Source organism: Mycolicibacterium nivoides (assembly GCF_003855255.1).
GTDB lineage: Bacteria > Actinomycetota > Actinomycetes > Mycobacteriales > Mycobacteriaceae > Mycobacterium > Mycobacterium nivoides.
Genome location: NZ_CP034072.1, coordinates 6,896,815 through 6,905,961, shown reverse-complemented (window position 1 = coordinate 6,905,961; position 9,147 = coordinate 6,896,815). Strand labels below are relative to the sequence as shown.

The window sequence follows — 9,147 nt, the reverse complement described above, 5'->3', positions numbered from 1 at the left end:
GCACCGACTCCGGTACGCAAGCCCCGGCGCCGTCGGCACTGGGGCCGTCGGCTGTCGGCGGTGCTCCTGGTCTCCGTGTTGGCGGTCGTGCTGGCGGTGATCGGCGGCGGCTTCTGGATCGACTCGTCGCTGCACCGCATCCCGGCCCTAGCCGACTACCCCGAGCGCCCCGCCGCGGCCCAGGGCACCACCTGGCTGCTGGTCGGATCGGACAGCCGCCAGAACCTCAGCCCTGAGCAGCAGGCCGACCTCGCCACCGGCGGGGACATCGGCAACGGCCGCACCGACACCATCCTGTTGGTGCACATCCCCGGGATCGGTTCGGGCAACCCGGCCACCATGGTGTCGATACCCCGTGATTCCTATCTGCCGATCCCCGGCTACGGCGAGGACAAAGTCAACGCGGCGTTCTCACTGGGCGGGGCGCCGCTGCTGGCCCAGACCGTCGAACTCGCGACCGGCCTGCACCTCGACCACTACGCCGAGATCGGCTTCGACGGTTTCGCCGCACTCGTCGACGCCGTCGGCGGCGTGACGATGTGCCCGGTCGAACCGATCAGCGACCCGCTCGCCGGGATCGACCTGCCGGCCGGCTGCCAGCAGCTCGACGGCCGTAGCGCGCTCGGTTACGTCCGCACCCGCGCCACACCGCGCGCCGACCTGGACCGCATGATCCACCAGCGGGCGTTCATGTCCGCGCTGCTGCACCGGGCCACCAGCCCGGAGGTGCTGCTCAACCCGTTGCGCTGGCAGCCGATGGCCCGCGCCGCCACCGACTCGGTGGCGGTCGACGAGAACGCTCACGTCTGGGACCTCGGCAGACTGGCCTGGGCGATGCACGGCGACGACCTGGTCACCACGACGGTGCCGATCGGTGAGTTCACCGGCAGCGATTCGGGCGCCGTGGTGGTGTGGGACAGTGACGCGGCCGGCCGCCTGTTCACCGCACTGGCCAACGACTCAGCTGTCCCGGCCGACGTCATCGAAAAGCCCGAACCTTGAGCTTAGGCAAAGCTAAATTAGGCTATAGCAAATTCCCGACAGCAAATGTAGTGCGCGCCACACCACGGCCGAGTGACTAAGGTAAAGCTGACCTCAATGAGGCCAACCTTCGATGACAATGTGTCCTGACCTGCTATATCCTCGCGATCATGACGACGCCCAGTGAACTCGACACGAAATTTCACGCACTTATCCAGGATCAGATCCGCAGCGAGTTCACCGCGTCTCAGCAATACATCGCAATCGCGGTTTATTTCGACGGCGCCGACCTCCCGCAGCTCGCCAAGCACTTCTATGCGCAGGCGGTCGAGGAGCGCAACCACGCGATGATGCTGGTCCAGTACCTGCTCGATCGGGATGTCGACGCCGAGATCCCCGGTGTCGACGCGGTGTGCAACCGCTTCGACGCTCCCCGGGACGCGCTCGCACTGGCACTCAGCCAGGAGCGCACCGTCACCGAGCAGATCAGCCGGCTTGCCAGTGTGGCCCGCGAAGAGGGCGACTACCTCGGCGAGCAGTTCATGCAGTGGTTCCTCAAGGAGCAGATCGAAGAGGTTTCGTCGATGGCGACGCTGGTGCGCATCGCCGACCGCGCCGGCGCGAACCTGTTCCACATCGAGGATTTCGTGGCCCGCGAACTCGCAGGCGGTGCCGGTCCGGACACGAGCGCTCCGAAGGCCGCCGGCGGCAATCTCTAACTCTCAGTCCCGGCCCGCACCGGTCAGGCCGTTCTGCAGCCAACTCTTGGTGCGGCCGGGATGATTCGTGGCCACCCACCCGACGCCGATGTCCCGGCAGAACTGGACGTCCTCGTAGTGGTCGACGGTCCAGCAGTACAGCGCGCGTCCCTGGGCGGCGGCCCGGTCGACCAGTTCGGGATGCTCACGCAGCGTAGAGATGGACGGGCCGACCGCCGTGGCCCCGACCGTGGTGGCCGCGCTGCCGCCCAAATACCGCGATGTCTCACCGAGCAGCACCGTCGGCAGCATCGGGGCGGCCCGGCGGATCCGCCACACCGCCGCCGCCGAGAAGGACATCACCACCGCGCGCGACAGATCGGCCGAGGCCGGCGCGGCGATGCCGTACCGGTGCAACAGCGCCAGCACCTTGTTCTCCACCAGCGCGCCGTAGCGCACGGGATGCTTGGTCTCGATGAACAGCTTGACCGGCCGGTTCCAGTCCAGCACCAGCGAGACGAGGTCGTCGAGCGTCAGCAGCCCGGTGTCCCTGATCGGGCCGGCCTCCGGATCGTCCGCGTCGGTATCGCCGGAACGTCCGCCGGCATGCCATGACCCGTAATCCAGCCGGCGCAGCTCGGCCAGCGTCATCTCGCTGACCAGGCCGGTGCCGGTAGAAGTGCGGTCCACCCGGCGGTCGTGCACACACACCAGGTGTCCGTCACGGGTCAGCCGCACATCGCATTCCACCCCGTCGGCGCCCTCGCGCAGGGCGAGGTCGTATGCGGCAAGTGTGTGCTCGGGTTTGTCGGCGGATGCCCCCCGGTGGGCCACCACGAACGGATGCCCAGGCCCCGGGGCCGCCTGTGCAGCGCCTCCGCCGTCGCCCGTTTCCATACGGCCTATGCTGCCGGGTTCTGCCCCTGGGGCTCAACCGGAACGGCCGATTCGGCCGAATCCTCACGATTCTCCGAAGGCTCGGTCGCCTCGGGCTCGATCACCACCCAGCGCCGCACGCTGCGCTCAGCCGTCGTCGTACCGGTGCCCTCGAAACCGGTGAACACCTTGGCGGTCAGCAGGAAGGCCGCCAGCCCCAGCAGGTACCCGACGATCACGGCCACCGTGTTGTCGGCGATGTTCTGCGGGACGTCGTTGAAGAAGGTCACGTACACGGTGCTCGCCATCGTCCACGTCGCAACCACCGCGCTGAGCACCCAGACAATCCACCACACCACGATCGGGCGCCGCAGATACGAGAGGCGCCCTTCGAGGGTGGCCAGTTCCCACACGAACACCGGCGCCATCACCAGGTTCACCCCCGGCGCCAGGCAACAGAGCCACAGGGTCGTGGTGCTGCGCGGATCCACCTCGCCGTGCTCGGCGTAAGCGGCGGCCCGACGCGCGATCAGCCAGCGCACCAGCGCGACCACCGTCATGACCACGACGCCGATCGCCACCACGCTGGCCAGCAGACCGATCACCAGGCCGCCGATGGCGATCAACGGGTGCAACAGCACGCTGCGGTTGATCAGCAGCAGCACATACCGGATCACATGGGCGAAAGCCGCGATCCCCAGCACCACCATGGCTGCGACGAGCATGATGCGCACCGTGGCCACGCCGGACTCTTCAGGGGTCTTCTCCGGCTGTTCATCGACGTCGAAGTACTGGTGCAGGCCCCAGCTCGGAATCGTGCGGTAGTGCGGCGTCGGCCCGAGAGAGCGGCGCCGCCGCCGCTGACGTGGCGGAGCGCCCGGGCGCAGGGCGATCCAGCGGTAGCCAGGCGCGAGTTGCGGCGTGCGGGGTGCCCCCGGCGACTGTGGTGACAGTGCCGGAGACGCGGGAGACTGCGCAGCAGGTCCCCACGGCGACGGAGGCGACGACGCAGAAGGCGCCAACAACGAACCGCCGCACCGGGGACACCACGACCGCTGCCGGTCACGCACGTTCCAGCGCGTCCCGCACCGCGAACACACCTGGATCATCCGACCAGCCTAGCCACGATCTCCCGCCCGGTCCCCGCGATCAGACGCTGCCCGGGCCACCGGCGTCGGTGATGACCGGACGACCGGCTCCGGCCCAGGCCAGCATTCCGCCTTCGACGTTGATCGGGGTGTAGCCGTTGCGGGCCAGGTAGTTCGCCACGCGCAGAGAACGTCCACCCGCATGGCAGATCACGTACAGCTCGGCATCCGGGTCGATCTCGGCGATCCTCGTCGGGACATCACCCATCGGGATGTGCTGCGCGCCCGCGGCGTGACCGCGTTGCCATTCGTCGTCCTCACGGACGTCCAGCAGCACGACCGAACCTTCGAACGTGGTGGGTACCGCAGCGATATCGGCCTGCCCGACTTCCACATCGTCCATGCCCTCAATGCTCGCATGCCCGCGGCGTCGAGTGCACCCGCCCCTGATGCCTCGCGGCGCCGTTAGCAACGAGAAGCTATCCACAGTTTCCACAGGTTCATCCACAGGCCGGCACCAGCGGGAAAGCCCGCGATATGGGGATTACTGTGCGGTAGCTGTCCTTCACTGTGGATAAACCTGGGGTGTCCACGGCAGCGATCAACAACCACCACCGATGCGGAGCGAAATTAAGCACTCGGCTAAACGTGGCCACGGGTGCCTCACCCGGATCGATTGGGATCAGCCTGATTCCAGGCGCGGAGCCCGCCTCATCCACTTGCGCGGCGGCCGATTTTCCCCTGGCCATTACAGGGTCTATGATCAGCGTCACACCAGCTGTTGTGACAGAACTCACTGGGGGGCAAGCATTGATCGTGCAGGTCAGGAGTGTTTGATGGCGTCACATCCGATCGGATCGGGATCAGCCTTTCCGCAGCCCGAGTGGCATTCCGCCGGGCATCTGCACACCCGTAACCAGTTGATGGCCTTCCTTCGGGCCGGCGTGATCGCCCTGCTGTTGCTGGGCGTGCTCGCAGTCATCGTCTTGTTCTGACCGTCGCCTCATCGGGTATACGTGGGGTCGGCGCGCGCGTCCTTGCGGTGCGCCCTGCGATGGAGCAAGGTTGGCAGCGATCTTGACGAACTTCAGGATCGCTGAGGGCGCTTGGCTCCATCGATCGATAATGAGGAAGGAATCTCGTGGCTGAATACACTTTGCCGGACCTGGATTACGACTACGGAGCGCTGGAGCCCCACATCTCCGGGCAGATCAACGAACTCCACCACAGCAAGCACCACGCGGCCTACGTCAAGGGTGTCAACGACGCCGTCGCCAAGCTCGACGAGGCGCGGGCCAACGGTGACCACGCGGCGATCTTCCTCAACGAGAAGAACCTCGCGTTCCACCTCGGCGGCCACGTGAACCACTCGATCTGGTGGAAGAACCTGTCCCCCAACGGTGGCGACAAGCCGACCGGCGACCTCGCTGCGGCCATCGACGACCAGTTCGGCTCGTTCGACAAGTTCCAGGCGCAGTTCACCGCCGCCGCCAACGGACTTCAGGGTTCGGGCTGGGCCGTACTCGGCTATGACAGCCTCGGCGACCGGCTGCTGACCTTCCAGCTCTACGACCAGCAGGCCAACGTGCCGCTCGGCATCATCCCGCTGCTGCAGGTCGACATGTGGGAGCACGCCTTCTACCTGCAGTACAAGAACGTCAAGGCCGACTACGTCAAGGCGTTCTGGAACGTCGTGAACTGGGAGGACGTGCAGAACCGCTACGCGGCAGCCACCTCCAAGACCAACGGCCTGATCTTCGGCTAGTTCGGCCATAGGTCCGGTTCGAGGGCTGGATCGGTTTTCTGATCTCTCACCAAGGGGCGTCGCGCGTACTGCGTGACGCCCCGCCCTCGTTTCCGGGCCGTGTCGCCTTGCACCGTTCCCGCTGCTGCCGCATTCTGATGTGATCGACCCACAGACGTGTCGGAGCACCGATCCGCCGGTGCACCAACACCGATGTCCCGGAGGCGATATGGATACGACGGGGTCCGGCCGGGCGATCGAGATCGCCCCCTTTCATTCCGGCGGCGCGCTCAAAGGTTTTGTGGTCGCGGGTCGATGGCCCGAATCCACCAAGGAGTGGGCGCAGCTTCTCATCGTGACCGTCCGGGTCGCTTCACTTCCCGGATTGCTTTCCACTACAACGGTTTTCGGCGTCCGCGAGGAGTTGCCCGAGCAGCCCCTGCCCGGCACCGTCGGCCTGGTCATAGCCGAGGGGCCGGTGGTCGGCGAATCCGCGGTTCCACCCGGGTATTTCGCCGAGCATCAGCCACCGGCACTGCTGATGCTGCATCCGCCCTCGGAGACGACGCCGTCACTTCCGGAGTGCACCGGCGCGGCGTCGGGTTGCGTACTGCTACCTGGCCTTCCATATCTCGGGCTGGAACACCGAGCCGCCTGGGTCGAAGCCGAATCGGACGGCACGGTGACATCAATGGTCAGCCGGGTGGGTGTCGATCCGATCAGCCACCCCGACACCGCGATCCTGGCTATGCTCCTGGCGGCATGACGCTGTCAGTCGAGGGACACCCTCTCCAATCAGGAGAATCTGGCTACCCGAAATAGGTAGGAAATGTAGCGGACTACGCCGTCAGCCGATAGGGTCCTCAAGATCAGCGAAGGGCAACAGCCCGCAATCGTCGTGCCGACACGCTGGCGTCAGGCCCGTCCGACAGATGGCGATGCGGTGGGTGAGTGAGACCTTCGACCGTATGTAAGTGCGCCGCGCATGCGGCACATACCGGCGGTGTGTCGAAAGGTCGCCATGTCCGCAGCCGCAGGCGTCAGCGCCGGCGTCAGCAGCAGGGTCGCCGTATTCGGCTACCCGTCGCCACCCTCAGATAGCCGGGGCACCCCGCCGCAACCGTCCGCGCCGCCATATTTGTGCCATCGTTTGTCCGGCCGCAGCGCAAACGTCCACCGGTTTCCGCCCCGCAACCCCGCCTGGAATCGACGCCAGAATCCTCTCGAGGTGGTCTGGCAATCGCGCACAAGGGGGCTGATGCACATTCCATCGCCCAACCTGTAACGTGTTCCACGTCGTTCGACAACAGCCTTGCGCGCAATCCGACGCGACGAGGGGTTCGCACTCCAGCAAATATCCGTTTCCCCTAGTCACGGCTGCGCCCTGGTTGCCGGCCCACAAGTTGATCATGATCAAGCGCACCTGTGAGCGCAGCTCACCGCGCCGAATACAACGCGACCGTCACCTTTTGCATTGCCAGACGGCGCAATCCCGCGCCACCTCCACGGCGAAGGCCCCGGTTTCCGTGCCAGAGGCCGTCAAAACGCAAAGCCCGTTTAACTTTTGTGGCGTTTGCACTTGGTTGTCGTCACAACACTCGCTACCATAGTCAGCAAATACGCCGCCTATTCGTACCGCTCGTGAAGCATGTGGAGGTCAAATCGATGAGCAAGACGTTCGCCGCCCGCCTAAACCGCCTGTTCGATACGGTTTATCCGCCTGGGCGCGGACCCCACACGTCTGCCGAGGTGATCGCCGCACTCAAGTCCGAGGGCGTCACCATGTCGGCTCCGTACCTGTCGCAGCTCCGTTCGGGCAACCGGACCAACCCGTCGGCGGCAACCATGGCCGCACTTGCCAACTTCTTCCGGATCAAGCCGGCTTACTTCACCGACGACGAGTATTACGAGAAGCTCGACAAGGAGCTGACCTGGCTGGCCAGCATGCGTGACGAGGGGATCCGCCGGATCGCCGCCCGCACCGTCGGGCTGTCCAACGAGGCTCAGCAGGACCTGGTCCAGAAGGTCGACGAGCTGCGCCGCCGGGAACACCTCGACGACTGATTCGTCAGACTCGTCTGGCGTTTCACCGCGCTCAAACCCACGTGAGTGGGGACCATTTCGGTGGTTCCCACTCACGCGGGTTTCAGCTGCGCGCCGCTGCGCGGTCCAAATCCCGGTACTGCTCGGCAATCGCCAGTATCCATTCCCGGTCTGAATATGATTCGGGCTGGCTGAGCCACGCCAACCCCGGGAACGCCGAATCGTTGTCATCCTCGCGGGTGTCGTTGATCCACTGGGCGATGGCCCGCGCCTGATCCCGGGGTGACACCTGAGGTCGCTCGGTATCTCCCAATTCTGTTGCGCCACTTGATCCACGCGGCCCGGCGGTTTCGTGCCGCCGCGCGTCGGCCGCGGTGGCCTCCAGATAGAGCGCGTCAGAGATCAGCGACATTCGTTCGGCGACGCGGAACACCAGCGGCCCGCGCGGCCGGACCCCGATGCCCACATCGGGCTGGCGGCGGGCCAGTTCATTCAGCAGCGGTTTGATGGTCCGCAGTTCGTGTTGCGCACCGAACCAGTCTTCGACGCTCGGCAGCAGTGATCCGGCGGCGACGATGACCATGGCGGACCCGAGCATGGTGGCCGCGGCGCCGACGCCGACGGGCTCGGTCCGCCCCGCAGCCCGGAGCAGGACGAAGCCGCTGGCGGCGACGATCAGCACCATGCCGACGGTGAACAGGAACAGCGCCCGCCCTCGCCGGCTGCGGTTCGAGTAGCGCAGACCGGCCCAGGCCACCAGGGTGAGGGCCAGGAACACGTAGAGCAACGGCAGCAGCCACGACGTGCCGCTCGACCCGAGGTCCCGCCTGAGGTACTCCGAGGGAGACATCTCCGGTTGCCTACCCGCACGGAAGAAGATCACCAGGCTGATGACGGCCACGACGCCTGCGATGCCGTACTGGATCAGTGCGATGCGCCGGGTGAGTGTGGCCGAATGACCCGAGGACGCGGTCGTGATCATCACGCAACTGCCTGCGGCACATGCGATCAGCGCGAGCTGGCTGAGGCCGACCGCGATGTTTGGCCAGTGCACCACCGTGTCGATCAGCAGGGCGAGCGGCTGCCAGTTCAGTGCGGCCACGACGCCGAGGCTGCCCAACGACAGGATCATCGCGGAGCTCACCAGGGATTGCTTGTTGACCAGTGCCCAACCGATGCGCAGGCCGGTAGCCAGGCCGAGGAGGCCGGCGATCACCCAGACGATCAACCAAATGCCTCTCCGAGGCGTACCTGCACGATCGATGACCGGTCGGAGGGCAGCCGGCCCAGGCGGTAGAGCAGGAGCGCGGCGAAGTCCTCAGCTTCTTGCTCGATGTCCTCGCCGTTGGGACCCATGCAGCCGGTCCGTTGGTTGAGCATGTAGCTGATCAGATCCGAGGTGGCCACCTCGGCGGTGGCCGCGGCGGCGTCGACGATCGAGATGCCCTCGTGGCCGAGCACCAGGTGGCCGAGCTCGTGAGCCAGGGTGCGGTCCCAGGCCGGCAGGCCCTGCTGGATGAGGAACACATCGCGGTCGGCGTACTGACGCCACTGCCCGCAGACCCCGGGCGGAAGCTCTGCCATGGTCAGTTCGATCGGCCTGCCGCGGTCTGCGCTCACCGCGTCGACCAGGCGGGTCAATGTGACTTCGCCCTGTCGAGGGGCGAGGTCGAGAACCTCGTTGACAGCGCGCGTGACGCTTCGACTGGCGGACATG

At 66.1% G+C, this 9,147-nt stretch carries 11 protein-coding genes; 6 read left to right on the top strand and 5 right to left on the bottom strand.

Features of this window, described 5'->3' with window-relative positions; translation table 11 throughout:
* Positions 1-51 precede the first annotated feature (51 nt).
* Together EH231_RS33705 and EH231_RS33700 are read left to right on the top strand one after the other, a co-directional pair.
* Positions 52-1,002: an LCP family protein gene (locus tag EH231_RS33705; RefSeq protein ID WP_234940871.1), complete on the top strand. Its 951-nt coding sequence runs from the start codon at positions 52-54 to the stop codon at positions 1,000-1,002.
* Positions 1,003-1,151: 149 nt separating this feature from the next.
* Positions 1,152-1,700, top strand: coding sequence for a ferritin (locus EH231_RS33700; protein WP_090429859.1), 549 nt, complete (start codon positions 1,152-1,154; stop codon positions 1,698-1,700).
* 3 nt (positions 1,701-1,703) lie between these two features.
* Here the strand turns inward: EH231_RS33700 and EH231_RS33695 are convergent, their stop codons facing one another.
* From EH231_RS33695 to EH231_RS33685, 3 genes are read right to left on the bottom strand one after another with little or no spacing between them, the layout of a single operon-like run.
* The gene (locus EH231_RS33695; RefSeq protein ID WP_090429857.1) at positions 1,704-2,576 is read right to left on the bottom strand and encodes a glycerophosphodiester phosphodiesterase; all 873 of its coding nucleotides are present in this window, start codon (positions 2,574-2,576) and stop codon (positions 1,704-1,706) included.
* A 5-nt stretch (positions 2,577-2,581) separates the two neighbouring features.
* Positions 2,582-3,664, bottom strand: a complete 1,083-nt coding sequence (locus EH231_RS33690) for a DUF4328 domain-containing protein (RefSeq protein WP_124714131.1) — start codon at positions 3,662-3,664, stop codon at positions 2,582-2,584.
* A gap of 40 nt (positions 3,665-3,704) precedes the next feature.
* Positions 3,705-4,046, bottom strand: a complete 342-nt coding sequence (locus tag EH231_RS33685) for a rhodanese-like domain-containing protein (RefSeq protein ID WP_090429854.1) — start codon at positions 4,044-4,046, stop codon at positions 3,705-3,707.
* A gap of 433 nt (positions 4,047-4,479) precedes the next feature.
* Here EH231_RS33685 and EH231_RS34070 point away from each other — a divergent pair, with 433 nt between their 5' ends.
* The 4 genes from EH231_RS34070 (at position 4,480) to EH231_RS33670 (ending at position 7,451) form a co-directional block, all read left to right on the top strand.
* Positions 4,480-4,638, top strand: a complete 159-nt coding sequence (locus EH231_RS34070; RefSeq protein WP_090429852.1) for a hypothetical protein — start codon at positions 4,480-4,482, stop codon at positions 4,636-4,638.
* Positions 4,639-4,784: 146 nt separating this feature from the next.
* Entirely contained in the window at positions 4,785-5,408 is a 624-nt protein-coding gene (locus tag EH231_RS33680; RefSeq protein ID WP_003883955.1) for a superoxide dismutase, read from the top strand.
* Positions 5,409-5,616: 208 nt separating this feature from the next.
* Positions 5,617-6,153 (top strand): peptidase, encoded by a 537-nt coding sequence (locus EH231_RS33675; protein WP_090429850.1) that lies wholly within the window; start codon positions 5,617-5,619, stop codon positions 6,151-6,153.
* An 899-nt stretch (positions 6,154-7,052) separates the two neighbouring features.
* Positions 7,053-7,451 carry a secretion protein EspR gene (locus EH231_RS33670; RefSeq protein WP_003883957.1) on the top strand — a complete coding sequence of 133 codons (399 nt, stop codon included), beginning with the start codon at positions 7,053-7,055 and terminating at the stop codon, positions 7,449-7,451.
* Positions 7,452-7,533: 82 nt separating this feature from the next.
* Here EH231_RS33670 and EH231_RS33665 read toward each other — a convergent pair whose 3' ends face one another.
* Together EH231_RS33665 and EH231_RS33660 are read right to left on the bottom strand one after the other, a co-directional pair.
* Entirely contained in the window at positions 7,534-8,658 is a 1,125-nt protein-coding gene (locus EH231_RS33665) for a hypothetical protein (RefSeq protein WP_124714130.1), read from the bottom strand.
* The gene (locus tag EH231_RS33660) at positions 8,655-9,146 is read right to left on the bottom strand and encodes an ImmA/IrrE family metallo-endopeptidase (RefSeq protein WP_029109019.1); all 492 of its coding nucleotides are present in this window, start codon (positions 9,144-9,146) and stop codon (positions 8,655-8,657) included. Before EH231_RS33660 ends, EH231_RS33665 begins: the two co-directional genes overlap by 4 nt.
* Position 9,147 lies beyond the last annotated feature (1 nt).